Genomic DNA, 26,166 nt, shown 5'->3' with positions numbered 1-26,166 from the left:
AAAGGAAAAGAGGTGTCAACATGAAAGGTATCTTAGGAAAAAAACTTGGAATGACTCAAGTGTTTACCGCTGAAGGTAACGTAGTTCCAGTAACGGTTATCGAAGCAGGTCCTTGTGTTGTTTTACAAAAGAAAGATATTGAAAACGATGGCTACGAAGCAGTTCAAATCGGTTTTGCCGATAAGAAAGAGAAAAATGCTAACAAGCCAGAAGCAGGACACGCTAAAAAAGCGAATACTGCACCTAAGCGCTACGTTCGTGAGCTTCGCGGCATTAACATCGCGGAATATGAAGTTGGCCAAGAATTGAAAGCTGACATTTTCGCTGAAGGCGAGTTCGTTGACGTAACAGGTATTTCTAAAGGTAAAGGTTTTGCCGGCGTTATCAAACGTTGGGGACAAAGCACTGGACCTATGTCACACGGTTCGCGTTATCACCGTGGCCCAGGTTCGATGGGTTCGATCCAAGCTAACCGCGTTCCTAAAGGCAAACGCCTGCCAGGACATATGGGACATGATACCGTTACAATTCAACGTCTTGAAGTTGTTAAAGTGGACGCTGAGCGTAATGTAATCCTCGTAAAAGGTTCTATTCCTGGACCGAAGAACAGCCTTGTAAGAGTTAAAGAAACGGTGAAAAAATAACCACTGAAGAAAGGAGGAACACAAAATGCCAAAAGTATCAGTTTACAATGTAGATGGTAGCCAAGTAGGTGAAGTTGAACTGAATGATGCGGTATTCGGTATTGAGCCGAATCAACACGTTCTGTACGATGCAGTTCTTATGCAACGCGCTTCTCTTCGTCAAGGTACCCACAAAGTAAAAGGACGTTCTGAAGTACGTGGCGGTGGACGTAAACCTTGGAAACAAAAAGGTACAGGTCGCGCTCGTCAAGGTTCGATTCGTTCTCCACAATGGAAAGGCGGCGGTATCGTATTTGGTCCGACACCACGGAGCTATGCGTACAAACTGCCTAAGAAAGTTCGCCGTCTGGCGATCAAGTCTGCTCTTTCATCCAAAGTGCAAGACAATGACATTATCGTTTTGGATGCTCTCGCGTTGAGCTCACCAAAAACAAAAGAGTTTGCAGCTATTTTGAACAATCTCAAAGTAGGTCGCAAAGCTTTGATTGTAGCTCCTAGCTATGATGATAATGTAGCTCTTTCTGCACGGAATATTCCGGGCGTGAAATTCGTAGCTGCTGATGGTATTAATGTTCTTGACGTGCTTTCGCACGACAAACTGATCATTACGAAAGAAGCAGTTCAGAAGGTAGAGGAGGTGCTCGCGTAATGAAAGATCCTCGTGATATTGTAAAACGTCCGATTATTACGGAACGTACTGCCGACATGATGAACGACTTGAAATATGTATTTGAAGTCGATATCCGTGCAAACAAAACCGAGATCAAAAAAGCGGTAGAAGCTATTTTCGGCGTAAAAGTGAAAAACGTGAACACACTTCGTGTTCCAGCTAAACCGAAACGGTACGGACGTTATTCCGGATATACAAGCGAATGGAAAAAAGCGTTTGTAACACTGACGCAAGACAGCAAATCGCTTGAGTTCTTTGAAACTGTATAATTGAAATCTTTGAAGTAAGGAGGGAAAACTAGTGCCAATCAAAAAGTATAAACCAACATCCCCGGCAAGACGGAACATGTCCGTTTCTACATTTGAGGAAATTACCACAGATAAGCCGGAGAAATCGTTGTTGGCCCCATTGAGCAAACAAGCAGGCCGCAACAACCAAGGTAAAATTACAGTTCGTCACCACGGTGGTGGACACAAACGTAAATACCGTATCATCGACTTCAAACGTACTAAAGATGGAATACCGGGCCGCGTTGCTACAATCGAGTATGACCCGAACCGTACTTCCAACATTGCATTGATTCACTATGCTGATGGTGAGAAGCGTTACATCATCGCTCCTAAAGGTCTGAAAGTTGGAGATCAAGTATTCTCTGGTCCTGACGCAGATATCAAAATCGGTAACGCACTGCCACTTGAAAACATTCCAGTAGGTACCGTTATCCACAACATCGAGTTGAAACCAGGTAAAGGCGGACAATTGGTTCGTGCTGCTGGTACAGAAGCTCAATTGCTTGGTAAAGAAGAAAAATACGTTTCCGTTCGTCTTTCTTCCGGAGAAGTTCGTCGTATTTTGAAAGTTTGCCGCGCAACAATCGGATCCGTTGGTAACCAAGACCACGAGCTTATCAAAATCGGTAAAGCCGGTCGTAGCCGTTGGTTGGGTCAACGTCCTGAGGTTCGTGGTGTGGTAATGAACCCTAACGATCACCCTCACGGTGGTGGTGAAGGTCGTGCTCCAATCGGACGTAAATCGCCAATGTCACCATGGGGTAAACCTACTCTTGGTTACAAAACGCGTAAGAAAAATAAAGCTTCTGATAAATACATCATCCGTCGCCGCACGAAGTAATACACACTGTGCATAACTTCGTGAGGCATCTACGGATGCATAAAAGCTATGTTTGAAGGGAGGATCTCCACATGAGTCGCAGTTTGAAAAAAGGGCCATTCATTGATGGCTACATGCTCAAGAAGGTAGAAGAGATGGAAGCATCAGGCAAGAAGAACGTTATCAAAACCTGGTCCCGTCGCTCTACAATTTTCCCACAATTCATCGGACACACATTTGGCGTTTACGACGGTCGTAAACACGTGCCAGTGTATGTAACTGAGGACATGGTTGGACACAAACTGGGTGAGTTCGCTCCAACCCGTACGTACAAAGGCCATACTGATGATGACAAGAAAACAAGAAGATAAATGAACATCTCTAATGTTTGAGAGGAGGTTACACAATGGAAGCAAAAGCACATGCTAAGTTTATCCGGATTGCTCCTCGTAAAGTTCAACTCGTTGTTGACTTGATTCGCGGCAAGCAAGTAGGTGAGGCGGTTGCCATTCTCCGTCACACTCCGAAATCCGCTTCTCCAGTTGTTGAGAAGTTGCTTAACTCCGCTATTGCGAATGCGGAACATAATTATTCTTTGGATGTTAATAACTTGGTGATCTCGCAAGCTTACGTAAACCAAGGACCAACGATGAAACGTTTCCGCCCTCGTGCAATGGGACGTGCAAGTCGTATTAACAAACGTACTAGCCACATTACTTTGGTGGTATCTGAAAAGTAGAAGGAGGGAAAACGTGTGGGCCAAAAGGTAAATCCAGTCGGACTTCGTGTCGGAGTTATCCGTGACTGGGAATCTAAGTGGTATGCAGGCAAAGACTTCGGCGATCTTTTGATGGAAGACGTGAAAATTCGTGAATTCCTGAAAAATAAATTGAAAGACTCCGCTATGTCTCGTGTTGAGATCGAGAGAGCGGCTAACCGTGTAAACGTAACGATTCACACAGCGAAACCAGGTATGGTAATCGGTAAAGGTGGATCTGAAGTTGAGAATCTTCGTAACCAAATTACGAAAATTGCTGGCGGTAAAAAAGTACACATCAACATCTCTGAAATTAAGAACCAAGACCTGGACGCGATCCTGGTAGCAGAAAGCATTGCACAACAATTGGAACGTCGTGTTTCTTTCCGTCGTGCTCTGAAACAAGCTATTCAAAGAACTATGCGCTCTGGTGCTAAAGGTATTAAAACTCAAGTAGGCGGACGTCTTGGCGGTGCTGAGATTGCACGTTCTGAAGGCTACAGCGAAGGAACTGTTCCACTGCACACACTGCGTGCTGACATTGACTATGGTACTGCAGAGGCTCATACTACTTACGGACGTATCGGCGTAAAAGTATGGATCTATCGTGGAGAGGTTCTTCCTACGGCTAAGAAACAAGCTGCTAAGGAAGGAGGCAACTAATCATGTTGGTACCAAAACGTGTAAAACACCGTAAGCAACAACGTGGACATATGAAAGGCCAAGCAAAAGGCGGAACTACGCTGAACTTTGGCGAATATGGTCTGCAAGCTACGGAACCGGCTTGGATTACGAACCGTCAAATCGAAGCGGCTCGTATTGCGATGACTCGTTACATCAAACGTGGTGGTAAAGTCTGGATTAAAATTTTCCCTGACAAACCAATCACTCAAAAGCCTCTCGAGGTTCGGATGGGTAGCGGTAAAGGTAACGTAGAAAAATGGGTTGCAGTAGTGAAACCAGGTAAGATCATGTTTGAACTTGCTGGTGTACCGGAGGATATTGCACGCGAAGCGATGCGTCTTGCCGCTCACAAACTGCCAATCAAAACGAAGTTCGTGAAACGTGAAGAATTGGGTGGTGAAGCAAATGAAAGCTAGTGAATTTCGCAACCTAACCTCTGCTGAAATCGAGCAAAAGATTGCCGGATTTAAAGAAGAACTCTTTAACCTCCGCTTTCAACTTGCTACCGGTCAGCTGGATAACCCGACTCGTATCCGTGATGTGCGTAAAGAAATAGCTCGTGCTAAAACGATCATCCGTGAAAGAGAATTGGGAATCGGTTAATTAGAGGTCGGATATACATTCCGTCCGTAATCAGGAAGGAGGCCAACAATGAGCGAAGAACGTAATGCACGTAAAGTTCAAACTGGTAAAGTTGTCAGTGATAAAATGGACAAAACGATTGTTGTTGCTGTAGAAACCTACAAAAACCACAAATTGTATCATAAACGCATTAAGGTTACTAAAAAGTTCAAAGCGCATGACGAAGAAAACACTGCGAAAATCGGTGACACGGTGAAAATCATGGAGACTCGTCCGCTTTCGAAAGATAAACGCTGGAGACTTACTGAAGTCGTTGAAAAAGCGGTTATCATCTAATTGCATGATCAGCATAGCTGGAAGGAGGAATACTAAATGATTCAACCATTTACACGTTTGACTGTAGCCGACAACTCCGGTGCGAAGGAACTGATGTGTATCCGCGTACTCGGCGGTACGGGACGTCGTACAGCTCAAATCGGTGATCTGATCGTTTGTTCTGTAAAACAAGCAACACCAGGCGGCGTTGTCAAAAAAGGTGATGTAGTTAGAGCGGTTGTCGTTCGTACGAAGCGTTCTGTACGTCGTAAAGACGGTTCCTACATCGGTTTTGATGAAAATGCAGCTGTTGTTGTAAAAGACGACAGAAGCCCACGTGGAACACGTATTTTCGGACCTGTTGCTCGTGAACTTCGCGAGAAAGATTTCATGAAAATCGTTTCCTTGGCCCCAGAGGTTATCTAATAGATTAAGCTCGTGATGTTTAGAAACAGGAGGTGTACGAAATGCCAAGAGTGAAAAAAGTTCTGGAATCCCATAACAACAAACTTCACGTTAAAAAGGAAGATACGGTTATGGTGATCAGCGGTAAAGACAAAGGTAAAAAAGGCCGTGTCATCGCTGCTTATCCTCGTGAAAACCGCGTCCTTGTGGAAGGTGTTAACATGGTGAAAAAACACCAGAAGCCTAACCAGCAAAACCCGCAAGGCGGCATTATCGAGAAGGAAGCTCCGATTCACGTTTCCAACGTGATGCACATCGATCCAAAGAGCGGAAAAGTAACCCGTATCGGTTACAAAGTTTTGGATAACGGTAAAAAAGTGCGCGTTGCAAAACGTTCCGGAGAAATTATCGACTAATTGAACCGAATGAGAAAGGAGGGCTATGATTCATGGCATCAAGAATGAAAGAACGTTACCTGCAAGAAATCGCTCCTGCTTTGATGCAGAAGTTTAACTATACAACGGTAATGCAAGTGCCGAAAATCGAGAAAATCGTTATCAACATGGGTGTGGGCGACGCTGTCCAAAACTCCAAAGTGTTGGATTCCGCAGTAAACGATTTGCAACTGATCGCAGGTCAAAAACCTGTAATCACTCGTGCGAAAAAATCAATCGCAGGATTCAAACTGCGTGAGAACATGCCTATCGGTGTGAAAGTAACATTGCGCGGCGAGCGTATGTACTACTTCCTCGATAAATTGTTCAACGTAACACTTCCACGTGTACGTGACTTCCGCGGTGTATCGAGCAAAGCGTTCGATGGTCGTGGTAACTACACTCTGGGTCTGAAAGAGCAATTGATCTTCCCAGAGATCGAGTATGATAAAGTAGACAAAGTCCGCGGTATGGATATTGTCATCGTAACAACGGCGAAAACAGACGAAGAGTCCCGTGAATTGCTTACGCAAATGGGAATGCCTTTCGTTAAATAATGTTGGCATAAACGTTCCGGGTGTCTGGAAAGACTCCCTTTTCTCCGAAATTATTTAGGAGGTGTCAGGCTAAAGTGGCAAAAACTTCGATGAAAGTTAAACAACAACGTACACCAAAGTTTAAAGTACGTGCTTATACACGCTGCGAGCGTTGTGGTCGTCCACATTCGGTACTGCAAAAGTTCAAAATTTGCAGAATTTGCTTCCGTGAATTAGCTTATAAAGGCCAGATTCCTGGCGTGAAAAAAGCAAGCTGGTAAAAAGTCCTGAACGGGAAGGAGGTTAACTCACAATGACTATGTCTGATCCAATTGCAGATATGCTTACTCGTATTCGTAACGCGAACACAGTTCGTCACGAAACGGTAGAAATGCCTGCTTCGACAATGAAAAAACAAATCGCCGATATCCTGAAGCGTGAAGGTTTCATCCGTGACGCTGAATATATCGAAGATAACAAACAAGGGATTATCCGTGTTTTCTTGAAATACGGTCAAAATAACGAGCGCGTTATCACTGGTCTGAAAAGAATCAGTAAACCAGGTCTTCGTGTTTACACGAAAAGCAATGAAGTACCTCGCGTACTTGGCGGCCTTGGAATCGCGATTATCTCGACATCCAAAGGTGTTATGACGGACAAAGAAGCTCGTCAATCGAAATCCGGCGGAGAAGTCGTCTGCTACGTTTGGTAATATAACGTCACAAGATAGGAGGTGCAACATATGTCTCGTATTGGTCGCAAACCAATTACAGTACCAAGTGGTGTAGACATCACTTTGGACAATACCGTTATCACGGTAAAAGGACCTAAAGGAACTTTGACTCGTGAACTTCACAAAGACATGAAGGTTACAGTTGAAAACAACGAAATTACAGTTGTGCGTCCTTCCGATAACAAAACTCACCGTTCTTTACACGGCACAACACGTAGCGTTGTCAGCAACATGGTGAGTGGCGTAACTGAAGGATTCGCTAAATCTCTGGAGTTGGTTGGGGTCGGATATCGTGCAAGCAAATCCGGAGATAAAATCGTTCTGAACGTTGGTTACTCTCACCCAGTTGAAATCACACCGGAAGCGGGAATCGAATTCGAAGTACCTTCGAATACGAAAATCATTGTTCGCGGTATCGATAAAGAGCGCGTAGGTGCTTACGCTGCTAAAATTCGTTCCGTTCGTGAACCTGAGCCGTACAAAGGTAAAGGTATTAAATATGAAGGCGAGCGTATCATCCGTAAGGAAGGTAAAGCCGGTAAGAAGAAATAAGATTTCTCTTACCGCCTTTTCGCGGCTTTCGGCTTGCTTGCTTCGTGTGTTTCTAATATACCCCGTGGCTTCTGCTTTGAAGCCAGCGAGGTAACCTGAAAGGAGTGAATCCCTGAGATGATTACGAAACCAGATAAAAACAAGGCTCGTCTGAAAAGACACCTTCGTGTTCGTAAGAAAATCCAAGGAACGGCTGCACGTCCTCGTTTGAACGTTTTCCGTTCTGGTAAACATATGTACGCTCAAATCATCGATGATGTAGCTGGTGTAACAATCGCTTCCGCGTCTACTGTAGACAAAGAATTGAGCACTGACATCAAAAATGGTGCATCTGTTGAATCTGCTCGTAAAGTTGGCGAACTCGTTGCTAAACGTGCAAAAGATAAAGGTGTTTCCAATATCGTATTTGACCGTAGCGGATATCTGTATCATGGTCGTATCGCAGCATTGGCTGAAGCGGCTCGTGAAGCAGGACTTGAGTTTTAAGATATTTTTCAAAAGGAGGTTAACGACTTGCGTGTAGATCCGAATACTTTGGAACTGTCTGAAAGAGTAGTAAACATTAATCGCGTAGCTAAAGTAGTAAAAGGCGGACGCCGTTTCAGCTTTAGCGCACTGGTTGTAGTCGGCGACGGCAACGGCTGGGTTGGAGCGGGTATCGGTAAAGCGGGCGAAGTACCTGATGCAATTCGCAAAGGTATTGAAGATGCTAAGAAAAACCTTGTACACGTTCCACTCGTAGGAACTTCGATTCCTCACTTGGTAACAGGTAAGTTCGGCGCAGGACGCGTTCTGTTGAAACCAGCATCTGAAGGTACTGGTGTTATCGCTGGTGGTCCTGTACGTGCGGTTCTCGAACTTGCTGGTGTAGGTGACATTTTGACAAAATCTCTGGGTTCTTCGAATTCCATGAACATGGTCAATGCGACTTTGGAAGGTTTGTCCCGTTTGAAGCGTGCTGAAGACGTGGCTAAACTGCGCGGAAAATCCGTCGAAGAGCTTCTGGGTTAGGAGGGAATTCTCATGGCTAAATTAGAAATTACCCTCGTCCGTAGCTTGATCGGACGTCCGGAGACGCAAAGAACAACTGTGAAAACATTGGGATTGCGCAAAATCAACAGCAAAGTGATCCAAAACGATAATCCTGCCATCCGTGGTATGATTAACAAAGTAAGTCACTTGGTAGCTGTAAAAGAAGTAGAAGCTTAATATACGGGTATACACCCACAAATCTTTAAGGAGGTGCAACGAACGATGAAGTTACATGAGCTTTCACCATCTCCTGGATCGCGTAAAGAACGCAAACGTGTTGGTCGCGGTCCAAGTAGTGGTACAGGTAAAACATCAGGTCGCGGTCATAAAGGACAAAACGCTCGTTCGGGCGGTGGTGTTCGTCCAGGCTTCGAAGGTGGACAAAATCCATTGTATCGTCGCTTGCCAAAACGCGGTTTCGTAAACCCAACTCGCAAAGAATATGCAGTTGTTAATATCGAAGACCTGAATAGTTTGCCTGCGGGTACTGAAGTAACTCCAGAATTCTTGATGACGAACGGCGTTGTTAAAAACGCTAAATCCGGAATCAAAGTCCTGGGTAACGGTGAAGTCACTGTGAAGCTGACTGTTAAAGCTAACAAGTTTTCTCAATCTGCGGTGGAGAAAATTGAAGCTGCCGGCGGTACAACCGAGGTGATTTAATGTTCAAGACCCTAAAGAATATCTGGCGGGTTGAAGATCTGCGCAAAAGGGTATTATTTACCCTTTTTGTACTGATCATTTACCGCATCGGCTCCTTTGTCCCCGTTCCGGGCGTTAACAAAGATGTGTTCGAAGCGACAAATTCTGCGGGTAAAGAAGTTTTTGGACTTCTCAATACGTTCTCGGGTGGAGCACTGTTCCAGTTCTCTATATTTGCTCTCGGGATCGTTCCTTACATCACTGCGTCTATCATAGTACAGTTGCTTTCCATGGACGTTATTCCTAAATTAGCGGAGTGGGCAAAGCAAGGTGAACAAGGTAAGAAGAAATCTGCACAACTGACTCGTTATTTAACGATCGGGCTGGCATTGATTCAAGCGTTTGGTACGTCGATCGGATTCAACCGCTTGTACAATACAGACATGATTCCTAACGCTACGTTTGCAGATTATATCTTGATCGCAATTGTACTTACGGCCGGTACTTCATTCCTGATGTGGCTTGGTGAGCAGATCACCGAGAAAGGCATCGGAAACGGAATTTCGATTTTGATCTTTGCGGGTATCCTGTCAACAGTGCCTAACATTATCAAACAAACAATCGAGTCCGACTTCATCCAACCTGATCAATTGTTCATGAACATTCTTAAAGGTGTGATCATCGCGATTGTCATCGTGCTGATTATCATCGGGGTCATTTACATTCAACAGGCGATTCGGAAAATTCCTGTACAGTACGCAAAACGTGTCGTAGGAAACAAAATGTACGGTGGACAGAATACACATATCCCGCTGAAGATTAATGCAGCTGGTGTTATCCCTGTCATCTTCGCATCATCGCTGTTGATGTTCCCAACGATTATCGCCAACTTCTGGGCTAATCATGGTTGGGCACAGTGGATCGGTCAGAACTTGACTACACACAAACCTCTTGGTATGGTGCTGTATGTCGTGATGATCTTCGGATTCACATTCTTCTATACGTTCGTACAGATGAATCCACAGCAGATGGCTGATAATATGAAAAAGAACGGCGGTTACATTCCGGGTATTCGCCCAGGTAAAGCAACCGAGAAATATCTGACCCGTGTCATGACTCGTTTGACAATGGCCGGAGCCATCTTCTTGGCAGTCATTTCCGTTCTGCCTGTATTCTTAGGGGCACTTTCTGGTTTGCCTCAATCAGCGCAAATTGGAGGAACTTCCCTCCTGATTGTTATCGGTGTTGCGCTGGATACGATGAAGCAAATCGAAAGCCAATTGATCAAACGCCACTACAAAGGTTTTATCAATAAATAGGCAATAGGTTCCGGTTGAGTAAAGATTTACTTGCCGGCACCTATTGTGCTGTTTGTTGATGTAGGGTAGTCTTGGAGGGAGTGACATAACGTGAACATCCTATTCATGGGCCCTCCGGGGGCAGGAAAAGGTACGCAAGCAGACGTCATTGTGAAAGAGTTCGGTATTCCCCATATTTCAACAGGCGATGCATTTCGTCTTGCGATTAAACAGGGAACTCCCATTGGCCTGAAAGCCAAGGAATATATGGATCAAGGATTACTTGTACCAGATGATGTTACCATTGGCATCGTTGAAGAGCGATTGCAACAGTCGGACTGCAGAGAAGGTTTCCTCTTGGATGGTTTTCCAAGAACCCTGTCTCAGGCAGAAGCGCTGGATGGCATCCTGGAACGACTGAACTCAGGTCTTGATCATGTGATCAACCTGAAAGTGGATCGCAACAAATTGCTGGCTCGTTTGACGGGTCGTCGTATTTGTAAAAACTGTGGATCGACTTATCATGTCGTATTTAATCCACCAAAGCAGGATGGAATCTGTGATAAATGCGGCGGCGAGTTGTACCAACGCTCTGATGATAACGAAGAGAGCGTAGGCACTCGTTTGGACGAATATATCAACAAAACAGCACCACTCCTCACGTTCTACGAAACTAAAGGCCTTCTTCGTCAAATCGACGGAGAACAGGATATCGATCAAGTTTCTCAAGAAATCGTGTCCTTGTTGAGAGGTTAATTGATGATCATTGGTAAGTCCGAAACGGAACTGGGTTTGATGAGGGAAGCTGGGAGAATTGTTGCGGAAACGCATCGTCTCTTGGAAGAACACATTGTTCCCGGTATTACGACTGGTGAACTTGACCATATGGCTGATCAATTTATTCGCAGTCAAGGAGCTGTGCCGTCTTTCAAAGGTTATAACGGTTTCCCTGCCAGTGTGTGCGCTTCAGTGAATGAAGAGTTGGTACATGGATTTCCCGGCAAACGCAAGTTGAACGAGGGCGATATCGTTACGTTTGACATTGGCGCGCAGTACCAGGGGTATCATGGAGATTCTGCCTGGACCTATCCAGTTGGCCGTATTTCCGAAGAAGCTCGTCGTCTTCTGGACGTTACCGAGGCTTCATTATACGCAGGACTAGCGCTGGTAAAACCAGACGTTCGCTTGTTTACAATATCTCATGCAATTCAGAAATATATCGAAGATGAAGGGTTTTCCGTCGTTCGTGAATATGTCGGTCACGGCATTGGAGCGAATCTACACGAGGAACCATCGATTCCGAACTATGGTCTTCCTGATCGTGGACCAAGGTTAAAGGCTGGTATGGTGCTAGCTATTGAGCCAATGGTTAACGCAGGCAGACGGTATGTCAAAACGTTGGAAGATAACTGGACTGTCGTTACAGCTGATGGATCGTTATGTGCCCACTTTGAACACACCGTAGCAGTTACACCTGAAGGTATGGAAATTTTCACAAAACTGAATGCGTAGGTGATTAGGCATGAACAATCCGTCGAATCCGCAGCTCGGTCAAATTGTGAAGATCCGTAAAGGCCGCAATGCGGACCAAGCCGCAGTAATTGTTGCTATAGAGGACAATAGGTTCGTATATATCGCGGATGGAGACAAACGAAAGTTTGACCAACCCAAGAAGAAGAATGTTCTTCATCTTGAACTTCAACCGATGATTAGCAGTGAGGTTGTAAACAGTTTAAACGAGAGTGGTCGGGTGACAAACGGAAAGCTCCGCTATGCGGTTCATTCGTTTCTGGAATCCACCAACATTCAAGCTGAAGAGAAAGGAGACTGACTAATGGCCAAGGAAGATGTCATTGAAGTGGAAGGCACGGTTCTTGAACCGCTGCCGAATGCAACGTTCAAGGTTGAGCTTGAGAATGGTCATCAAATTCTCGCTCACGTTTCCGGGAAATTACGGATGCACTTCATCCGTATCCTGACTGGAGACAAAGTAGTTGTTCAGTTATCGCCTTATGATCTAACAAAAGGTCGTATAACTTACCGTAAATAGTAGTAGACAGTTGCAATGAACTGTGAAGCTTATGAAGCGGGTTTTGCCCGGCAAAACTTGCGAAAGCTTCGAAGCCGGTTTTACAATAGTAGAACAAGGTCAATGCTTACGAAGAGGGTTTTGCTAAGCAGAACTTTGAGGAGGTAATTCACATGAAGGTAAGACCTTCGGTCAAGCCGATTTGCGAAAAATGCAAAGTCATTCGCCGCAAAGGGAATGTAATGGTTATCTGTGAAAATCCAAAACACAAACAAAAACAAGGTTAATGAAGGGGGTGTAGCGTAAAATGGCACGTATAGCTGGTGTGGATTTGCCACGTGATAAGCGCGTTGAGATCGCCTTGACTTATATTTTCGGAATCGGTAAAACGACTTCCCAGAAAATTCTGAGCTCTACAGGCATCAATCAGAACACTCGTGTTCGTGATTTGACGGAAGATGAAGTCAGCAAATTGCGTGAAAGTATCGACAAAGAGGTCAAAGTTGAAGGTGACCTGCGTCGTGAAATCTCTTTGAATATTAAACGTTTGACGGAGATCGGTTGTTACCGTGGAGTTCGTCATCGTCGTGGTCTGCCTGTTCGTGGACAACGTACGAAAACGAATGCTCGTACTCGTAAAGGTCCTCGTCGTACTGTAGCGAACAAGAAGAAATAATAAGGGGGGATAAGAGAAAATGGCTAAACCGAAAAAAGTCGTACGTACTAAACGTCGTGACCGTAAAAATATTGAATCTGGCGTGGCACATATCCGTTCCACTTTCAATAACACTATCGTTACTATTACGGATCCTCACGGAAACGCGATTTCGTGGGCAAGCTCCGGCGGCCTCGGATTCAGAGGTTCCCGTAAATCGACTCCGTTTGCTGCACAAATGGCTGCTGAGACTGCTGCCAAAGCTGCAATGGAACATGGGATGAAATCCGTTGAGGTTATGGTTAAAGGACCAGGCGCAGGCCGTGAAGCAGCGATCCGCTCTTTGCAAGCTGCTGGTCTTGAAGTTAACCTGATCAAAGACGTAACTCCAGTCCCGCATAACGGATGCCGTCCTCCAAAACGTCGTCGTGTCTAATGAGATTTGCCCCTGCGTGTGGTATACTTCCGGCACAATCTGCTAATAATGGTTGTTTAGGCATACTACTACATGTTTTCGCAAGAGAAGGTAAATGTTTCATAGAGGACCGACGTTTTGAAGGAGGGGTATTGCAGTGATAGAAATCGAAAAGCCGAAAATTGAGACGGTAGACGTCAACGATGATGGCACCTATGGGAAATTCGTAGTAGAACCGCTGGAGCGCGGATACGGTACGACGCTTGGAAACTCGCTTCGCCGAATCCTGCTCTCATCACTGCCGGGTGCGGCAGTGTCTTCGGTTCAAATCGATGGCGTTCTGCATGAATTTGCTACAGTTCCTGGCGTAATGGAAGATGTTACAGAGATTATCCTTAACCTGAAAGCTTTGTCGCTCAAAATTCATTCTGACGAGGAGAAAGTGCTCGAGATTGATGCTGAAGGCGAAGGAGCAATCACGGCTGGAGACATTCGTGCTGATTCCGATGTAGAAATCCTTAACCCGGATCTTCACATTGCTACGCTTGGACCAGGTTCGAGACTTCACATGCGTATTTTTGCCAATCGCGGTCGCGGCTACGTCCAGGCAGATCGGAATAAACGCGATGACCAGCCGATCGGCGTCATCCCTGTCGATTCCATCTTCACCCCGATCAGCCGCGTAAACTACGCTGTGGAAAATACGCGTGTAGGCCAAGTAACCAACTATGACAAGCTCACGTTGGAAGTTTGGACTGACGGAAGTATTCGTCCTGAAGAGGCTGTAAGCCTCGGCGCTAAAATTTTGACCGAGCATCTCATGCTCTTCGTGGGTCTCACAGACGAAGCGAAGGATGCAGAGATCATGGTTGAAAAAGAAGAAGACAAAAAAGAAAAAGTACTCGAAATGACGATCGAAGAGCTGGATCTCTCTGTTCGTTCCTACAACTGCCTCAAACGTGCTGGTATTAATACCGTACAAGAGCTGACTACGAAAACGGAAGAAGACATGATGAAAGTCCGTAACCTCGGACGCAAGTCTTTGGAAGAAGTTCAAGAGAAGCTTGAGGAACTGGGTTTGGGACTACGTACAGAAGAATAGACAGCTGAGTGCTTGAAGTGAAGGAGGGAAAACAATGGCATACCAAAAGTTGGGCCGTAATTCCAGCGCACGTAAAGCTTTGTTCCGTGACCTGGTAACCGACCTGTTCTTATACGAGCGCATTCAGACAACTGAAGCGAAAGCAAAAGAGGTTCGCTCTATTGCTGAAAAACTGATCACTAAAGCGAAAAAGGGAGATCTTCATGCCCGTCGCCAAGTGGCAGCATATGTTCGCCGCGAAACTATCGATGGTGAGCAAGATGCAATCCAAAAACTGTTTAGCGAATTGTCCGGTCGTTACGCTGAGCGTCCAGGCGGATACACACGTATCCTGAAACTGGGACCTCGTCGTGGTGACGCAGCGCCTATGGTTTACTTGGAACTGGTAGACCGCGCGTAATACAGATGTGAGATGAGGAAAGGGGACAGAGTCCAAGATTCTGGATCAACCCTTTTTTCTCTTCATTTCGGAATTCGTGCTGTAAATGAAGCTCCGTAAGGGGCTTCTTTTGCTGTTCGGGATAGGGTTATGTATAGTATGGAACAAAGGTGTGGTAATATGCGCAACTTATGTATGACGGTAACTTATGATGGAACGGCCTACTACGGCTTTCAAGTACAGCCAGGAGGTAATACCATTCAGGACCACCTTGAGGATGCTATTCGTGCGTTGACTGGTGAGACGGTGAAAATCACGGGATCAGGCCGAACGGATGCAGGCGTTCATGCCCGCAGACAAATCTTCAATTTTCCTACAGCGTCCCAGATTCCGGTGGAACGTTGGTGTATTGCACTCAACTCCAGATTGCCATCTGACATTGTTGTTATTGATGCAATGGAGGTACCGCTAGATTTTCATTCTCGTTATGCAGCGAAAAAGAAAACCTATCGATATACGGTCAATGCAAACCAATTCCCGGATGTCTTTAACAGAAGACTGCAGCATCATCATCATGCCAAGCTGGACATCACTGCGATGGAAGAGGGCCTGCGTCATTTCATAGGCACATATGACTTTACTTCCTTTGCTTCACGCAAGTCTCAGAAAGAGAATCATGTGCGTTCGGTATACGAAGCATGGATAGAAGTGGACCGTTCAATGTGCAGGGACCATCCTCGCGATCAGGGTGTCATTCACATTTATGTGAGTGGTAACGGCTTTTTGCAACATATGGTGCGTATCATTGTAGGGACACTGCTGGAGGTCGGAGAGGGTAAACGGAAAGCCTCTGATGTGCCGGATATGATTGCTGCATGCAACCGTTCTGCTGCGGGACCAACTGCAGTTAGTTGTGGTTTAATGCTCTGGGATCTTGAATACAAAAAAGATTAAATTTGGTGAGTAAAAAGCTCAAATAATACTTGCGAATTAGTCTCCTATCATGTAATATAAAAGTTGTGTTTTCTTAATGGCTTTCCCACAGCCCCAATTAAGATGTTCACATCGCAACAACTATCCATCAACACCTAAAGTTATCACTTAACGAACGAAGATAAATGAAAAATGATGATTTTGAACATTTAAGGAGGAACTTTTCATGCGTACTACGTACATGGCGAAGCCTAACGAAGTTGAGCGCCAATGGCACATCATTGATGCTGAAGGCAAAACCCTCGGACGTTTGGCGAGCGAAGCAGCTGCTTTGATCCGCGGCAAACATAAGCCACAATTCACTCCACATGTGGACACTGGCGATTTCGTTGTTATCATCAATGCAGAGAAAATTGTATTGACTGGTAAAAAAATGCAAGGTAAAAAATACTACCGTCACTCGATGCACCCAGGTGGTTTGAAAGTAACTACTGCAGAAGAGATGGTTAAAAACAAACCTGAACGTATGTTGGAATTGGCTGTTCGCGGTATGCTTCCTAAAACTCGCATGGGCGAGAAAATGAAGCTGAGACTTAAAGCGTACAGAGGCACTGAGCATCCACACGCAGCACAAAAACCAGAAGTTTACGAACTTCGCGGTTAATTAAAAGGAGGACAGTTTCATGGCACAAGTACAATACTATGGGACAGGTCGTCGTAAACATTCGGTAGCACGTGTTCGCCTTGTACCGGGTGAAGGACGCATTGTCATCAATAAACGTGATATTAATGAATACTTTGGTTTGGAAACACTCAAACTGATCGTAAAACAACCACTGACTTTGACAGAAACGCTCACTAACTATGACGTTTTGGTTATCGCTCATGGTGGCGGAATCTCCGGTCAAGCCGGTGCGATCCGTCACGGTATCTCCCGCGCTCTGCTCAAAGCAGATCCAGAATACCGTGCATCCCTGAAAAAAGCAGGATTCCTGACTCGTGACCCACGTATGAAAGAACGTAAAAAATACGGTCTTAAAGCGGCTCGTCGCGCACCTCAGTTCTCCAAACGTTAAGATTTTTCAAAGTCCTTGGCTTAGGCCAGGGACTTTTTTATGTTTTATATAATAATGGGCTATGCCTAATTTGAATATTCTAACGTTACGTAATAGCAACACGATTCCCATTGAGAGAAAAACGAGGTTTCAAGAGGTTAGCTGTAACATTAGTTTTGTATATCCTTGATTTTTGATCTAATTTATATCTAAAGTAACTTCTTAATTCGAATGAAATTCAAATTGATTAATCAATGTCCATCCGCCATTCCCCTCTATGACTTGATCCACGTTATAACTCTAACTATCGTTAGCACAAATCTTAACCGTATATAGCAATACTACTACACCCAATCAATATCATTTTTTCTCATGTCTCAGATATCAGTCTTTTTTATGAATACGATAAAGGGTTCTTACTTTTGTTATTTGACGGTGTTGCAGACTCGGGCTTTCAATATTCCCCAAATGAGGATGGTCTTCTGACAGGATACGCTCTCTAATGATGAAAAATAATTCGTCCTTCATCCCAAAAATCCAACAATAGCAACGTTTTTTTCTCTTTAGGATCTTGAGCACTTGAAAGTTATGTTTATAAGATTTTTGTATAGTTTTACCTTCATTTCATCTAGAAGCCTAATAAGCACTAAAAGTTGAGCGTTGTTATACTGTTTTTTTCTGAGTAGAACTGATGTAATTTACCAGATGGCAGGCATTGACATCGCGAGTGAAAGATTTATACTATACATAATTCATATTAGATTAGTCGGCTTTTGTGGTTTTGAGATCATGAATGGGGGAAATTGAACAATGAACTTGTTAGAAAAGGAAGAACTGGCTCGTACAAAAGCAGAGGAACTGGAGCACGCAAGCCCGGAAGATATTATTCGCTATGCGGTTGAAACATTTCCTAATATCACATTTGCATGCAGCTTCGGTGCAGAGGATGTTGTACTTGTAGATATGTTGCAAAAAATTAGCCCATCTACTGATGTTTTTTATCTGGATACAGATTTTCATTTTCAGGAAACATATGATACGCGTGATCGGATGCAAGAAAAGTACAACCTTGAGTTTGTAAAAGTATCGCCAAAAATCACACCAGAAGAACAAGCTGCTCAGCATGGGGAAGAATTATGGAAATCCGATCCTAATGCTTGTTGTAACATTCGTAAGGTGGAACCTCTGACACGTATTCTTTCGCAGTATGATGCATGGATTACGGGGATTCGCAGAGATCAGGCACCAACGCGTGCAAACTCCAAGAAGGTTGAATATGATACTAAGTTTGGACTCATGAAATTTAACCCGATTGCACATTGGACGAGTGAGGATGTGTGGGAATACATTCGTGCTAATAACGTGACATATAACCCGCTGCATGATCAAAATTACCCGAGCATTGGGTGCGAGCATTGCACACGCCAGGTAATGCCTGGGGAAGATCCTCGCGCGGGTCGCTGGTCTGGTAATGATAAAACGGAGTGCGGATTGCACAAATAAGCTGATTAATAGAGTTATGGCATGATAGCGCAAATGTCTTTTTCAGTTAAACCATTTTAGAATGATAATGCAGTTTTCATCAAAATATCGGATGTTTTAATAAGGAGCTGACAAGATGACTTCGATTCTGCCTCATGGAGGTACGCTGGTGCAGCGTATCGTACAAGGAGAAGAACGTGAGCAATTATTGCAGGATAGCAAAAACCTGAACTCATTGCAGATTAACACCTGGACGATCTCAGATTTGGATTTAATTGGTGTAGGTGCGTTTTCACCGCTTCAAGGCTTTATGAATGAGGAAGATTATCTGTCTGTCGTATCCCGAATGCGTTTAGCGGATGGCACAGTATGGAGCATACCGATTACACTGGCTGTAAATGATCAACAGGCTGATTCACTTCGTAAAGGTGAAACTGTAGCTCTTGTTGGTGAAGCGGATGGAGTAACGTACGGTCTGCTCGAGGTTCAAAGCATCTATAAGGTGGATCAGGCAGAGGAAGCTCGTCGAGTTTTCAAAACCGATGATCCTGAGCACCCTGGTGTGAAAAAACTGCTTGAGCGTCCTGCAACATATGTAGGAGGTCCAATTCAAGTGTTGAACCGTCCGAAACCGGCCAAGTTTGAAGATTTCTATTATGACCCGGCTCAGACACGTAAGATTTTTCAGGATAAAGGATGGAGAACCGTTGTTGGTTTTCAGACGCGTAACCCTGTCCACCGGGCACATGAGTATATCCAGAAGAGTGCGATGGAAATCGTTGATGCACTTTTCTTGAATCCACTTGTAGGTGAGACGAAGTCTGATGATGTTCCAGCGAATGTGCGCATGAAGAGTTATCTGGTACTGCTGGAGAACTATTATCCGGCGAATCGTGCGTTTCTGGGTGTATTCCCGGCTGCAATGCGGTATGCGGGACCTCGTGAAGCCATTTTTCATGCCATGGTACGTAAAAATTATGGCTGCACTCATTTTATCGTAGGGCGTGATCATGCGGGTGTAGGTGATTATTACGGAACCTATGAAGCACAAGAGATCTTCTCTAATTTTACGGCTGAGGAATTGGGCATTACACCACTGTTCTTTGAGCACAGTTTCTTCTGTACCAAATGCGGAAATATGGCTTCCAGCAAAACCTGCCCTCATGACAAGGAACATCATATGACTTTGTCGGGAACCAAGGTACGTGGATTGTTGCGTAATGGTGAATGTCCACCGCCAGAATTTACACGTCCTGAAGTTGCTGAGGTGTTGATTGAGGGTATGGCTGAGCAAGTCCATTCCTAAGGGTATATTTGTCCATCTTGTCCCATATAGATGATTAGAGTCATTTATAGGGACGAGGTGGTTTTTTTATGCGCAAAAACATGGGGAAACATCTGGTAGTCTGGGTCCGGTTAAAAACAGTGAAGAGGGTTATGCTGAGCCTATGTTTGTTGGCTATGTTTGTAGCGGTTGTTTCGTATGAGATGCCCTCGGCCAAAACGTCAGGATATTGGAGTTTGCCTCTGGCTGGCAAGGTGATCGCTATTGATGCAGGTCATGGCGGACCAGATGGGGGAGCCGTGAGCAGGCAGGGAGTTATTGAGAAGGATATCAATCTGTCCATTGCGCTGTATGTTAGAGACTATCTGCAACAGGCAGGAGCTCTTGTTGTGATGACTCGTGAGATCGATAAGGATTTGGCCGACGAGGGAACGAGAGGGTACTCCAGACGTAAGACAGAGGATCTCAAACAGAGAGTAAGACAGATTGAAGATAAACAAGCTGATTTATTTATCAGCATTCACATGAACAGTGTGCCATCTAATCGGTGGAGCGGTGCACAAGTCTTTTACACGCCTAATCATCCTGATAACGAAGGTCTTGCAAATCTGCTACAAGCCGAAATGATTCGGAATCTGGAAAATACAGATCGTATAGCGAAAACGGTGAGTACCGTTTATCTGCTTCAGGCTCTGAAAATCCCGTCAGCACTTGTTGAGGTCGGCTTCTTGTCTCATCCGGAAGAGGCCCGTCTGCTCGCTGAAGAAACGTACCAACGCAAAGTAGCCGCATCTATTTATAACGGTATTCTCCGATATGCTTCAGGTGAACGTCCGAAAAGTTAGTCATAAGAAGAGAGGTAGTGCTATAATTGGAACAGCATACCTAACACATGCCAATAGATAAAACCGAGGTGCTGTCTGATGTTATCAAAAGAACAGATACTTGAACTTTTAAAGCCATTACAGGAACCGCAGCTAGGACAAAGCTTAGTGGAACTGGGATGGATTCGTGACATTATGGTGAAAGAACACCATGTGGCCTTAAGCATGGTGACACTGGAGAATCGGCCAGAAGATGCAACCGCTTTAACGGATGCTGCACGTAACATGCTTTCCCAGCATGGAGTGAAGGATGTGCATATCCGCACACGGGTAGCGTCAGAGCATGACCGTCAGAGCCTTAACCTGGGACAAGTGCAGCAAGAGCAAGATCAGGATGAAGTGCTTGTAAAAGGTCATGCGGCTGGTCTCGATGGACATGAGCTGTTAAGCCCTGAGTCGGGAGTTCGTTTTATTGCCATAGCTAGTGGTAAAGGCGGCGTGGGGAAATCAACGGTTACCGTTAACCTGGCTGTAGCCCTGGCTCGTCAAGGGAAGAAAGTTGGTCTCATTGATGCTGATATTTATGGTTTCAGTGTGCCGGATATGATGGGGATTGAGGAATACCCTGTCGTTGAGGACGGTGTGATTCAACCGGTCGAACGTTTTGGCGTCAAAGTGATGTCTATGGGTTTCTTCATTCGGGAAAATAACCCCGTGATCTGGCGTGGCCCAATGCTTGGCCGGATGCTACGTCAGTTCTTCACCGATGTTCAGTGGGGCGAACTGGATTACATGTTGCTGGATCTGCCACCGGGCACCGGAGATGTTGCGCTTGATGTGCATCAGATGTTGCCACAGAGCAAAGAGATCATTGTAACGACTCCACATGCCACTGCAGCCTTTGTAGCGGCGCGTGCCGGAGCGATGGCCATTCAAACGGAACATGAGCTGTTAGGTGTGGTTGAGAACATGGCGTACTACGAATGTGGTAAATGTGGGGAGAAAGAGTATGTCTTTGGTCGTGGAGGGGGCGGACGTCTTGCCGAAAGCTTGCACACGGTACTGCTTGCCCAGATTCCATTAGGTGCTCCAGATAACCATCCTTCTGAGCCGGATTTCTCACCGTCTGTGTACAAGGCAGAGACAACTATAGGAGCTATATATGACGAGGTTGCCAAGTCGATCGAGTCTAAGTTTGAATGAATTTTTTATGTGATTAAAATTTAATGTGCTTATAAATAAAGCCTGCGTCCTTTGGATGCAGGCTTTTTCACATGATCTCTACTTAGGAAATTGAAGCTTATCAACATTTCTCTTTTTGTAGAACCTGGATGATCGTTGCAGTTCTATGAACTTCCACCGCCACCACCGGAGTCTCCACCTCCAGAATCACCACTGCCACCATCTCCCTGACCACCGGATTCCTGCCCCTTTTGCCCGCCACCACTTTCTGTTTTAGGCTGGAGCTCTTCTTGTACCACTTTTTTCAGCAAAGTAAGGACTTCCATACGAAACAAAGGATTTTGCATCACTTCCTGCATAACGGTCATCGTTTGTTTTCGATATTCCGGGGTTTTGGTCATATCCATGAACATCTTGGATACTTCAGGAGATTTCATGATATCCCCAATCGACTTCTGATACGTCGGATCTTTGATCAGTTGCATATGCAGTTGTTTGCTTTGTCCGTTAATCGCTTTGGCGAATTCACCGGCAAATTGCGGATCGGTCATAATTTTCTCGAATTCCTTCTGGTATTCAGGAGCGGTTATGGTATCTTTGACGGCAATACGTATTTGTTCCGAAGATTGCATTGGCATTAACATTTTCATCCCTACCGTTCCCGATCCACCACCAGAGCTCCCGCCTTCTTCTGACCCACTGCCTCCACCGCCGCCAGAGGAGCTTTGACCCGTTAAAGCCTCTTCAACAGCCTTCTTGCCTTCATCACTTTTCAAAATATCTACGACCATCGTTTTCATCTCTTTATAACTGCCCTGAGGAGGCGAAGAACTCTGATCTGAACCGCAGCCGGCGAGCATGACGGATAGCCCCAATACAACGTAGCATAGCTGCCATATAGGCCGTTTCATGTGTACAATCCCTCCTTGATTAGATACTGGATGTAGTATGTGATGGGAAAGGGGGAAATATGTTGAGCAATGATGGTTTTTTGCTGTGAAGGTTGGTAAAATAAACACTCGGGGGTGGAAAACATTTGAATTTGCGTAGATGGTTTTTCCTATTTTGGACAGCCTTGCTTATTGGCGCCGCGGGAGCATTAGGTACAGGATTGATTATGATGTTGGTAAACGGAGAAAAAATGAATGGTATTGCTGATTTTATGCTGTATCTTCTGATTCTGTTTGGCTCCGGAGTGATGATTAGTGTATATTCACAAATGGGTTTCTTTGCATATCTCATCTTGAATTATATGGGTAAGGGTGTATTCCCAAGACGCGGATGGCAGATTGTGCAGGTTGTGCTGACTGTGCTAGCTTTGCTGGACATCATGTTCTTGCGTTTATTTGTCGGAGGAGGACGAGAGCGTATCTCGGACATTGTGCTGGGACTGATCATTTTGGCGGCTGCAATTGTTACCGCTTACGTGAAAGTGAAACAGACACATATCTCTGCGTTAGTACCAACGCTCTTTTTCATGATCGCCGTGACTGCAGTGGAAACGATTGGTGTACTGCGTATTGACGTTAATGCAGCCACCATCTTTATTGTGATCCCTTTGCTGTTATGTAATGCATATCAGATGCTGATCCTGCACAAGCTGGTCGATAGCTCAAAAGAAGCGGCTGTGAATCCTGCTCCGAGTCGTTGAACGAATTTCGGGTATAAAGAGTTGAAGGGTCATACACATGAATAAGGTTTTTATAACGATGAAAAATACAAAAAGAGCTAACTGTGTTAGCTCTTTTTCAACTGTTTGCGTATTATTGGCCGCTGGCTTGATCACGTACTTCCTTACCCTCTACACTTGAATGGTTGAGGAGTTCAGATACGGTGACGAATTCATAGCCCTGATTTTTTAATTTATCGATGATGGCCGGAAGTGCTTCATGAGTTTGTTTCGATGAGTCGCTGGCATGCAACAGGACAATGTCACCAGGATGTGCTTTGCTTACGACACGATCAACGATTGTCTGTACTCCGGGGTTTTTCCAATCCAGAGAATCTGTATCCCATTGTACAACTTGATAGTTTAGACTATTCGCAACCTGAAGCACGCGTTTATCAAAATCTCCGTTAGGCAATCGTAGCAAATTGGGTTCTTTTCCCGTTAAATCGGTTAAAATGCTGTGAGCTGTCGAAATCTCCTTGCGGATCTGCTCTTCGGTCAGGCTAGTATAGTTCTCGTGCCGATGTCCATGACTACCAATCTCATAGCCTGCATCTTTGATGGCAGTAACAATCTCTGGATGGGTTTTGCTCCATGGTGAGGAGAGAAAGAAGGTGGCCTTCTGCACTTTATTCTCCTGAAGAACTTTAAGAATCGGTTCGGTTCGTTTATCACCCCAGCTAATGTCAAAGGTAAGTGCAATGACCTTCTTGTCAGTCGGTACACTGTAGACGGCGGAAGGTGCTTCTTCCGAGAACACTGACACGTTGCCACTTTCCAGATAAATAATACCAATCGCAAAAATGGCAGCAACGAGCACAATCAGGTTACGTTTGATCTTTTTGCCGCTGAATACATAGAACGAGTTCATTTCGCTAAGCGCCCCTCTCCCAATAAAGAAATGCTTGTTTACTTCTCAATGTATGCTCGTACCGTCCAGTTATTCGTTTTACATCTTTGTTTGTCCATCATTTCGGTTTACAGGAGGTTGTTATGTTAAAATTCAGTACATTTATAAGAGATATGGGTAAGATTAGAGGAGCTTTAATCTGGTCATTTTTGTTGTTCGCTGTGGGTATAGGAGCAGGGTGGGTGAGTACTGGCCCCCTAGAAGAGTTACTGTTAGGGCAGATTGAAGGGCTTCGCCAAATCAGCCAGCAGTTGGAGCAAGGAGGAAATGTGCAGTGGAATTTCTTCTTGCTTATCTTTTTCAATAATGCCATTAAAAGTGTATTGGTTATCTATGCAGGTATTTTCTTCGGAATCTTGCCAATTATCTTTCTGCTAATCAACGGGATGGTGCTTGGCTTTGTTGTTCACACCACGATGAATTATGGGGCAAGCTTTTTTGATATTGTCGTGAAGGGGCTTCTTCCACATGGCATTATCGAAATCCCGGTTATTATTATTGCCTGTGCGTTTGGATTGAGGTTCGGCGGTTTGGTCGTGCGGAGTCTGGCGCAAATGGGAGGCGACAAACGGGCAATGATCGGATCTCGGTGGAAAGAGTTTATGAATATGACGTTAACGGCAAGCTTTTGGGTAGTCATCTTGCTTCTCCTTGCAGCGGTTATTGAGAGCACGCTCACATATGCACTTGTGAGAGGTTAAAATTATTTGTGCAAATTTTGTGATACCCAGCATTCATAAATTCCCAGTAATTTGACCATAACAATAAAACGGGTTTCAGCAGTGCAGACAAAAAAAGAGATATGTTCAACAAAAGAAGATGCTGAAAGACGAGTGTGACTATAGAGGCTATGCACAAAAAGGAGAACTCTTAATGCTGGGTATGCTATTTAACGAGAAGGAATGCAAGGAACTGGACTATGTATTACGCAAAGAGTTGGATGAAATGCTGTTCGATCTAAGTGACCATCGTCTTGACCAAGAGATTAAATATGCTATAGCGAGTCGGTATAAAACAGTATTCCGTATGTATGCAAGGTTCGCCCCGCCTAAAGAGTTATCCAAGTATGCAAGAGGCGGTAAGTTAAAAAACTCCAAGCTATAAAATAAAGCTGAACATATAATTTTTAAACGATATGATGAGAGGTGTAGCTCTCTAGATAGAGAATGCGCCTCTCATTATATTCGCCATTTGCTAAAGGGAATGATCAACTTATTTGTCGAAATAGGGTTGACCTTTTCGAAACTATATGGTAAATTAATTTTCGTTCCATTTTTAAGAGCCGTTTGATTAAACAAGCATTTTTATAAAACAGTAACTAAAACCGTTGAAAAAATGCTTGCAAAGAAAACGTGGATGTGTTACATTATAAAAGTCGCCGCTGAAACGACGACAACATGAAAAACAACGCATCAAATTATGTTTGATCTTTGAAAACTGAACAACGAGTGAGTAAACATTCTGCTTGCAGAATGACGTGAAGGTTTTTGGTGCATGCCATCTGGCTGTATGGAAACTGGAACACAAATGAGATTTTTAATCTCGTCAGATTCAAAATGAGCTTATCGCTCTTTTCAATACCCCGATGAGTTTCACAGCGTTTAACGACGCTGACGAAATTCATCTTTATTGGAGAGTTTGATCCTGGCTCAGGACGAACGCTGGCGGCATGCCTAATACATGCAAGTCGAGCGGACTTGAAGAGAAGCTTGCTTCTCTGATGGTTAGCGGCGGACGGGTGAGTAACACGTAGGCAACCTGCCCTCAAGCTTGGGACAACTACCGGAAACGGTAGCTAATACCGAATACTTGTTTTCTTCGCCTGAAGAGAATTGGAAAGACGGAGCAATCT

Annotated in this window: 42 protein-coding genes and 1 rRNA gene; 41 read left to right on the top strand and 2 right to left on the bottom strand. The window is 44.7% G+C overall.

Features of this window, described 5'->3' with window-relative positions:
- Nucleotides 1-20 precede the first annotated feature (20 nt).
- From rplC to BLQ13_RS26230, 37 genes are all read left to right on the top strand, one after another.
- Nucleotides 21-644 carry a 50S ribosomal protein L3 gene (gene rplC / locus BLQ13_RS26410; protein ID WP_090924677.1) on the top strand — a complete coding sequence of 208 codons (624 nt, stop codon included), beginning with the start codon at nt 21-23 and terminating at the stop codon, nt 642-644.
- Between the two features lie 25 nt (nt 645-669).
- The gene (rplD, locus tag BLQ13_RS26405) at nt 670-1,293 is read left to right on the top strand and encodes a 50S ribosomal protein L4 (RefSeq protein ID WP_090924676.1); all 624 of its coding nucleotides are present in this window, start codon (nt 670-672) and stop codon (nt 1,291-1,293) included.
- Nucleotides 1,293-1,583 carry a 50S ribosomal protein L23 gene (gene rplW / locus BLQ13_RS26400; RefSeq protein WP_090924675.1) on the top strand — a complete coding sequence of 97 codons (291 nt, stop codon included), beginning with the start codon at nt 1,293-1,295 and terminating at the stop codon, nt 1,581-1,583. Before rplD ends, rplW begins: the two co-directional genes overlap by 1 nt.
- A 31-nt stretch (nt 1,584-1,614) precedes the next feature.
- The gene (rplB, locus tag BLQ13_RS26395; protein WP_076292169.1) at nt 1,615-2,445 is read left to right on the top strand and encodes a 50S ribosomal protein L2; all 831 of its coding nucleotides are present in this window, start codon (nt 1,615-1,617) and stop codon (nt 2,443-2,445) included.
- A 71-nt stretch (nt 2,446-2,516) separates the two neighbouring features.
- Nucleotides 2,517-2,795 carry a 30S ribosomal protein S19 gene (rpsS, locus tag BLQ13_RS26390; protein WP_056697694.1) on the top strand — a complete coding sequence of 93 codons (279 nt, stop codon included), beginning with the start codon at nt 2,517-2,519 and terminating at the stop codon, nt 2,793-2,795.
- Between the two features lie 35 nt (nt 2,796-2,830).
- Nucleotides 2,831-3,163 (top strand): 50S ribosomal protein L22, encoded by a 333-nt coding sequence (gene rplV / locus BLQ13_RS26385; protein ID WP_090924674.1) that lies wholly within the window; start codon nt 2,831-2,833, stop codon nt 3,161-3,163.
- 15 nt (nt 3,164-3,178) lie between these two features.
- Nucleotides 3,179-3,844 (top strand): 30S ribosomal protein S3, encoded by a 666-nt coding sequence (rpsC, locus tag BLQ13_RS26380; protein ID WP_090924673.1) that lies wholly within the window; start codon nt 3,179-3,181, stop codon nt 3,842-3,844.
- Nucleotides 3,845-3,846: 2 nt separating this feature from the next.
- Nucleotides 3,847-4,281: a 50S ribosomal protein L16 gene (gene rplP, locus BLQ13_RS26375; RefSeq protein WP_076292170.1), complete on the top strand. Its 435-nt coding sequence runs from the start codon at nt 3,847-3,849 to the stop codon at nt 4,279-4,281.
- Entirely contained in the window at nt 4,271-4,468 is a 198-nt protein-coding gene (rpmC, locus tag BLQ13_RS26370; protein WP_017692083.1) for a 50S ribosomal protein L29, read from the top strand. Before rplP ends, rpmC begins: the two co-directional genes overlap by 11 nt.
- Nucleotides 4,469-4,516: 48 nt before the next feature.
- Nucleotides 4,517-4,783: a 30S ribosomal protein S17 gene (rpsQ, locus tag BLQ13_RS26365; RefSeq protein WP_056697701.1), complete on the top strand. Its 267-nt coding sequence runs from the start codon at nt 4,517-4,519 to the stop codon at nt 4,781-4,783.
- 36 nt (nt 4,784-4,819) lie between these two features.
- Entirely contained in the window at nt 4,820-5,188 is a 369-nt protein-coding gene (gene rplN, locus BLQ13_RS26360; RefSeq protein WP_024633579.1) for a 50S ribosomal protein L14, read from the top strand.
- 41 nt (nt 5,189-5,229) lie between these two features.
- On the top strand, nt 5,230-5,583 hold the full coding sequence (gene rplX / locus BLQ13_RS26355) for a 50S ribosomal protein L24 (protein WP_090924672.1): 354 nt from the start codon (nt 5,230-5,232) through the stop codon (nt 5,581-5,583).
- A 32-nt stretch (nt 5,584-5,615) separates the two neighbouring features.
- On the top strand, nt 5,616-6,158 hold the full coding sequence (rplE, locus tag BLQ13_RS26350) for a 50S ribosomal protein L5 (RefSeq protein ID WP_090924671.1): 543 nt from the start codon (nt 5,616-5,618) through the stop codon (nt 6,156-6,158).
- A 74-nt stretch (nt 6,159-6,232) separates the two neighbouring features.
- Complete coding sequence (locus BLQ13_RS26345; protein WP_013312154.1) at nt 6,233-6,418, top strand: type Z 30S ribosomal protein S14; 186 nt, start codon at nt 6,233-6,235, stop codon at nt 6,416-6,418.
- A 32-nt stretch (nt 6,419-6,450) separates the two neighbouring features.
- Nucleotides 6,451-6,849, top strand: a complete 399-nt coding sequence (rpsH, locus tag BLQ13_RS26340; protein WP_090924670.1) for a 30S ribosomal protein S8 — start codon at nt 6,451-6,453, stop codon at nt 6,847-6,849.
- A gap of 30 nt (nt 6,850-6,879) precedes the next feature.
- Nucleotides 6,880-7,422 (top strand): 50S ribosomal protein L6, encoded by a 543-nt coding sequence (gene rplF / locus BLQ13_RS26335; RefSeq protein WP_090924669.1) that lies wholly within the window; start codon nt 6,880-6,882, stop codon nt 7,420-7,422.
- 117 nt (nt 7,423-7,539) lie between these two features.
- The gene (rplR, locus tag BLQ13_RS26330) at nt 7,540-7,908 is read left to right on the top strand and encodes a 50S ribosomal protein L18 (RefSeq protein ID WP_017692090.1); all 369 of its coding nucleotides are present in this window, start codon (nt 7,540-7,542) and stop codon (nt 7,906-7,908) included.
- 27 nt (nt 7,909-7,935) lie between these two features.
- The gene (gene rpsE / locus BLQ13_RS26325) at nt 7,936-8,433 is read left to right on the top strand and encodes a 30S ribosomal protein S5 (protein WP_024633574.1); all 498 of its coding nucleotides are present in this window, start codon (nt 7,936-7,938) and stop codon (nt 8,431-8,433) included.
- A 12-nt stretch (nt 8,434-8,445) separates the two neighbouring features.
- Entirely contained in the window at nt 8,446-8,631 is a 186-nt protein-coding gene (gene rpmD / locus BLQ13_RS26320; RefSeq protein WP_090924668.1) for a 50S ribosomal protein L30, read from the top strand.
- 45 nt (nt 8,632-8,676) lie between these two features.
- Nucleotides 8,677-9,117, top strand: a complete 441-nt coding sequence (gene rplO, locus BLQ13_RS26315; RefSeq protein WP_090924667.1) for a 50S ribosomal protein L15 — start codon at nt 8,677-8,679, stop codon at nt 9,115-9,117.
- Entirely contained in the window at nt 9,117-10,415 is a 1,299-nt protein-coding gene (secY, locus tag BLQ13_RS26310) for a preprotein translocase subunit SecY (RefSeq protein ID WP_090924666.1), read from the top strand. Before rplO ends, secY begins: the two co-directional genes overlap by 1 nt.
- Before the next feature lie 90 nt (nt 10,416-10,505).
- Entirely contained in the window at nt 10,506-11,150 is a 645-nt protein-coding gene (locus tag BLQ13_RS26305) for an adenylate kinase (RefSeq protein WP_090924665.1), read from the top strand.
- Nucleotides 11,151-11,153: 3 nt separating this feature from the next.
- Entirely contained in the window at nt 11,154-11,906 is a 753-nt protein-coding gene (gene map / locus BLQ13_RS26300) for a type I methionyl aminopeptidase (RefSeq protein WP_090924664.1), read from the top strand.
- A 10-nt stretch (nt 11,907-11,916) separates the two neighbouring features.
- A complete protein-coding gene (locus BLQ13_RS26295; protein ID WP_090924663.1) occupies nt 11,917-12,225 on the top strand; it encodes a KOW domain-containing RNA-binding protein in 309 nt (102 codons plus the stop codon).
- A gap of 3 nt (nt 12,226-12,228) precedes the next feature.
- The gene (infA, locus tag BLQ13_RS26290) at nt 12,229-12,444 is read left to right on the top strand and encodes a translation initiation factor IF-1 (RefSeq protein ID WP_017692098.1); all 216 of its coding nucleotides are present in this window, start codon (nt 12,229-12,231) and stop codon (nt 12,442-12,444) included.
- Nucleotides 12,445-12,596: 152 nt separating this feature from the next.
- Nucleotides 12,597-12,710: a 50S ribosomal protein L36 gene (gene rpmJ, locus BLQ13_RS26285; RefSeq protein WP_003333770.1), complete on the top strand. Its 114-nt coding sequence runs from the start codon at nt 12,597-12,599 to the stop codon at nt 12,708-12,710.
- Nucleotides 12,711-12,730: 20 nt separating this feature from the next.
- Nucleotides 12,731-13,099, top strand: coding sequence for a 30S ribosomal protein S13 (gene rpsM / locus BLQ13_RS26280; protein WP_056697730.1), 369 nt, complete (start codon nt 12,731-12,733; stop codon nt 13,097-13,099).
- Nucleotides 13,100-13,118: 19 nt separating this feature from the next.
- Nucleotides 13,119-13,514 (top strand): 30S ribosomal protein S11, encoded by a 396-nt coding sequence (gene rpsK, locus BLQ13_RS26275; protein ID WP_068537278.1) that lies wholly within the window; start codon nt 13,119-13,121, stop codon nt 13,512-13,514.
- A gap of 136 nt (nt 13,515-13,650) precedes the next feature.
- Complete coding sequence (locus BLQ13_RS26270) at nt 13,651-14,595, top strand: DNA-directed RNA polymerase subunit alpha (protein WP_024633566.1); 945 nt, start codon at nt 13,651-13,653, stop codon at nt 14,593-14,595.
- A 34-nt stretch (nt 14,596-14,629) separates the two neighbouring features.
- Nucleotides 14,630-14,995 (top strand): 50S ribosomal protein L17, encoded by a 366-nt coding sequence (rplQ, locus tag BLQ13_RS26265; protein WP_017692102.1) that lies wholly within the window; start codon nt 14,630-14,632, stop codon nt 14,993-14,995.
- Between the two features lie 159 nt (nt 14,996-15,154).
- Entirely contained in the window at nt 15,155-15,928 is a 774-nt protein-coding gene (truA, locus tag BLQ13_RS26260; RefSeq protein WP_090924662.1) for a tRNA pseudouridine(38-40) synthase TruA, read from the top strand.
- 205 nt (nt 15,929-16,133) lie between these two features.
- Nucleotides 16,134-16,571, top strand: a complete 438-nt coding sequence (gene rplM, locus BLQ13_RS26255; RefSeq protein WP_024633564.1) for a 50S ribosomal protein L13 — start codon at nt 16,134-16,136, stop codon at nt 16,569-16,571.
- 19 nt (nt 16,572-16,590) lie between these two features.
- Nucleotides 16,591-16,983 (top strand): 30S ribosomal protein S9, encoded by a 393-nt coding sequence (gene rpsI / locus BLQ13_RS26250; protein WP_090924661.1) that lies wholly within the window; start codon nt 16,591-16,593, stop codon nt 16,981-16,983.
- Nucleotides 16,984-17,772: 789 nt separating this feature from the next.
- Nucleotides 17,773-18,465 (top strand): phosphoadenylyl-sulfate reductase, encoded by a 693-nt coding sequence (locus BLQ13_RS26245; protein ID WP_090924660.1) that lies wholly within the window; start codon nt 17,773-17,775, stop codon nt 18,463-18,465.
- A gap of 115 nt (nt 18,466-18,580) precedes the next feature.
- The gene (gene sat, locus BLQ13_RS26240; protein ID WP_090924659.1) at nt 18,581-19,750 is read left to right on the top strand and encodes a sulfate adenylyltransferase; all 1,170 of its coding nucleotides are present in this window, start codon (nt 18,581-18,583) and stop codon (nt 19,748-19,750) included.
- Between the two features lie 68 nt (nt 19,751-19,818).
- Nucleotides 19,819-20,574, top strand: a complete 756-nt coding sequence (cwlD, locus tag BLQ13_RS26235; RefSeq protein WP_090924658.1) for an N-acetylmuramoyl-L-alanine amidase CwlD — start codon at nt 19,819-19,821, stop codon at nt 20,572-20,574.
- A 78-nt stretch (nt 20,575-20,652) separates the two neighbouring features.
- Complete coding sequence (locus BLQ13_RS26230) at nt 20,653-21,756, top strand: Mrp/NBP35 family ATP-binding protein (RefSeq protein ID WP_090924657.1); 1,104 nt, start codon at nt 20,653-20,655, stop codon at nt 21,754-21,756.
- Between the two features lie 143 nt (nt 21,757-21,899).
- Here the strand turns inward: BLQ13_RS26230 and gerD are convergent, their stop codons facing one another.
- Nucleotides 21,900-22,646 carry a spore germination lipoprotein GerD gene (gene gerD, locus BLQ13_RS26225; protein ID WP_090924656.1) on the bottom strand — a complete coding sequence of 249 codons (747 nt, stop codon included), beginning with the start codon at nt 22,644-22,646 and terminating at the stop codon, nt 21,900-21,902.
- A 125-nt stretch (nt 22,647-22,771) separates the two neighbouring features.
- On the opposite strand from gerD, the gene BLQ13_RS26220 reads away from it, so the two are divergent.
- Nucleotides 22,772-23,386, top strand: coding sequence for a KinB-signaling pathway activation protein (locus BLQ13_RS26220; protein WP_090924655.1), 615 nt, complete (start codon nt 22,772-22,774; stop codon nt 23,384-23,386).
- Nucleotides 23,387-23,498: 112 nt separating this feature from the next.
- Here BLQ13_RS26220 and pdaB read toward each other — a convergent pair whose 3' ends face one another.
- A complete protein-coding gene (gene pdaB / locus BLQ13_RS26215) occupies nt 23,499-24,275 on the bottom strand; it encodes a polysaccharide deacetylase family sporulation protein PdaB (protein ID WP_090924654.1) in 777 nt (258 codons plus the stop codon).
- A gap of 122 nt (nt 24,276-24,397) precedes the next feature.
- On the opposite strand from pdaB, the gene BLQ13_RS26210 reads away from it, so the two are divergent.
- The 3 genes from BLQ13_RS26210 to BLQ13_RS26200 all read left to right on the top strand — a co-directional run.
- Nucleotides 24,398-25,015, top strand: coding sequence for a stage II sporulation protein M (locus tag BLQ13_RS26210; protein WP_090924653.1), 618 nt, complete (start codon nt 24,398-24,400; stop codon nt 25,013-25,015).
- 172 nt (nt 25,016-25,187) lie between these two features.
- Complete coding sequence (locus BLQ13_RS26205; RefSeq protein WP_090924652.1) at nt 25,188-25,418, top strand: hypothetical protein; 231 nt, start codon at nt 25,188-25,190, stop codon at nt 25,416-25,418.
- Between the two features lie 522 nt (nt 25,419-25,940).
- Nucleotides 25,941-26,166, top strand: a 16S ribosomal RNA gene (locus BLQ13_RS26200); the annotation flags it as partial.

The organism is Paenibacillus polysaccharolyticus (genome assembly GCF_900102085.1).
GTDB lineage: Bacteria > Bacillota > Bacilli > Paenibacillales > Paenibacillaceae > Paenibacillus > Paenibacillus polysaccharolyticus.
The sequence above is the reverse complement of the archived record's forward strand: the minus strand, read 5'-3'. Positions and strand labels throughout refer to the sequence as shown.

Bases quoted from the DNA above. Each gene is read 5' to 3' on its own strand.
- cwlD (WP_090924658.1), top strand. From the start codon at position 19,819: ATGCGCAAAAACATGGGGAAACATCTGGTAGTCTGGGTCCGGTTAAAA.
- rplF (WP_090924669.1), top strand. From the start codon at position 6,880: ATGTCTCGTATTGGTCGCAAACCAATTACAGTACCAAGTGGTGTAGAC.
- BLQ13_RS26210 (WP_090924653.1), top strand. From the start codon at position 24,398: ATGTTAAAATTCAGTACATTTATAAGAGATATGGGTAAGATTAGAGGA.
- gerD (WP_090924656.1), bottom strand. From the start codon at position 22,646: ATGAAACGGCCTATATGGCAGCTATGCTACGTTGTATTGGGGCTATCC.
- secY (WP_090924666.1), top strand. From the start codon at position 9,117: ATGTTCAAGACCCTAAAGAATATCTGGCGGGTTGAAGATCTGCGCAAA.
- infA (WP_017692098.1), top strand. From the start codon at position 12,229: ATGGCCAAGGAAGATGTCATTGAAGTGGAAGGCACGGTTCTTGAACCG.
- rplN (WP_024633579.1), top strand. From the start codon at position 4,820: ATGATTCAACCATTTACACGTTTGACTGTAGCCGACAACTCCGGTGCG.
- rplD (WP_090924676.1), top strand. From the start codon at position 670: ATGCCAAAAGTATCAGTTTACAATGTAGATGGTAGCCAAGTAGGTGAA.
- BLQ13_RS26205 (WP_090924652.1), top strand. From the start codon at position 25,188: ATGCTGGGTATGCTATTTAACGAGAAGGAATGCAAGGAACTGGACTAT.
- rplC (WP_090924677.1), top strand. From the start codon at position 21: ATGAAAGGTATCTTAGGAAAAAAACTTGGAATGACTCAAGTGTTTACC.
- truA (WP_090924662.1), top strand. From the start codon at position 15,155: ATGCGCAACTTATGTATGACGGTAACTTATGATGGAACGGCCTACTAC.
- BLQ13_RS26245 (WP_090924660.1), top strand. From the start codon at position 17,773: ATGAACTTGTTAGAAAAGGAAGAACTGGCTCGTACAAAAGCAGAGGAA.
- BLQ13_RS26295 (WP_090924663.1), top strand. From the start codon at position 11,917: ATGAACAATCCGTCGAATCCGCAGCTCGGTCAAATTGTGAAGATCCGT.
- rpmJ (WP_003333770.1), top strand. From the start codon at position 12,597: ATGAAGGTAAGACCTTCGGTCAAGCCGATTTGCGAAAAATGCAAAGTC.
- rpsQ (WP_056697701.1), top strand. From the start codon at position 4,517: ATGAGCGAAGAACGTAATGCACGTAAAGTTCAAACTGGTAAAGTTGTC.
- rplW (WP_090924675.1), top strand. From the start codon at position 1,293: ATGAAAGATCCTCGTGATATTGTAAAACGTCCGATTATTACGGAACGT.
- rplO (WP_090924667.1), top strand. From the start codon at position 8,677: ATGAAGTTACATGAGCTTTCACCATCTCCTGGATCGCGTAAAGAACGC.
- map (WP_090924664.1), top strand. From the start codon at position 11,154: ATGATCATTGGTAAGTCCGAAACGGAACTGGGTTTGATGAGGGAAGCT.
- rpsM (WP_056697730.1), top strand. From the start codon at position 12,731: ATGGCACGTATAGCTGGTGTGGATTTGCCACGTGATAAGCGCGTTGAG.
- rpsS (WP_056697694.1), top strand. From the start codon at position 2,517: ATGAGTCGCAGTTTGAAAAAAGGGCCATTCATTGATGGCTACATGCTC.
- rplR (WP_017692090.1), top strand. From the start codon at position 7,540: ATGATTACGAAACCAGATAAAAACAAGGCTCGTCTGAAAAGACACCTT.
- pdaB (WP_090924654.1), bottom strand. From the start codon at position 24,275: ATGAACTCGTTCTATGTATTCAGCGGCAAAAAGATCAAACGTAACCTG.
- rplE (WP_090924671.1), top strand. From the start codon at position 5,616: ATGGCATCAAGAATGAAAGAACGTTACCTGCAAGAAATCGCTCCTGCT.
- rplQ (WP_017692102.1), top strand. From the start codon at position 14,630: ATGGCATACCAAAAGTTGGGCCGTAATTCCAGCGCACGTAAAGCTTTG.
- rpsI (WP_090924661.1), top strand. From the start codon at position 16,591: ATGGCACAAGTACAATACTATGGGACAGGTCGTCGTAAACATTCGGTA.
- rplM (WP_024633564.1), top strand. From the start codon at position 16,134: ATGCGTACTACGTACATGGCGAAGCCTAACGAAGTTGAGCGCCAATGG.
- rplV (WP_090924674.1), top strand. From the start codon at position 2,831: ATGGAAGCAAAAGCACATGCTAAGTTTATCCGGATTGCTCCTCGTAAA.
- rplP (WP_076292170.1), top strand. From the start codon at position 3,847: ATGTTGGTACCAAAACGTGTAAAACACCGTAAGCAACAACGTGGACAT.
- rpmC (WP_017692083.1), top strand. From the start codon at position 4,271: ATGAAAGCTAGTGAATTTCGCAACCTAACCTCTGCTGAAATCGAGCAA.
- rpsH (WP_090924670.1), top strand. From the start codon at position 6,451: ATGACTATGTCTGATCCAATTGCAGATATGCTTACTCGTATTCGTAAC.
- rplX (WP_090924672.1), top strand. From the start codon at position 5,230: ATGCCAAGAGTGAAAAAAGTTCTGGAATCCCATAACAACAAACTTCAC.
- sat (WP_090924659.1), top strand. From the start codon at position 18,581: ATGACTTCGATTCTGCCTCATGGAGGTACGCTGGTGCAGCGTATCGTA.
- BLQ13_RS26230 (WP_090924657.1), top strand. From the start codon at position 20,653: ATGTTATCAAAAGAACAGATACTTGAACTTTTAAAGCCATTACAGGAA.
- rpsK (WP_068537278.1), top strand. From the start codon at position 13,119: ATGGCTAAACCGAAAAAAGTCGTACGTACTAAACGTCGTGACCGTAAA.
- rpmD (WP_090924668.1), top strand. From the start codon at position 8,446: ATGGCTAAATTAGAAATTACCCTCGTCCGTAGCTTGATCGGACGTCCG.